This window comes from Acinetobacter lwoffii, assembly GCF_024129595.1.
Classification (GTDB): domain Bacteria; phylum Pseudomonadota; class Gammaproteobacteria; order Pseudomonadales; family Moraxellaceae; genus Acinetobacter; species Acinetobacter lwoffii_O.
In genome coordinates, this window is record NZ_JAMXXS010000120.1 from 1 (window position 1) to 242 (window position 242).

Here is a 242-nt window from a genome sequence, read left to right on the forward strand (position 1 = left end):
GGTGAAGTGTGTCTAATCAACAGGGTTTTCGGTCTCTAAGTACTTTTTAAAGGGAACATCATCGACTCAAATCTCTATTTGCAACAGTGCCCGAAATCAAACCTACTCCGACGCAGCCATCCAATGCTGCTTAATGATTAAATCCTTATTCCGTCTGTCTTTACGTATGGTTACTGGCTTTGTGCAAAGTCTGATTAAACTCTCTGGCTTAAATGGGACGGCCCCAGATTATTCGACCATAT

General features: G+C 42.1%; 1 pseudogene. It reads left to right on the forward strand.

Annotation, left to right across the window (positions count from 1 at the left end):
- Positions 1 to 91: 91 nt before the first annotated feature.
- Positions 92 to 242, forward strand: a pseudogene (locus tag NI466_RS15885) (transposase); the annotation flags it as partial.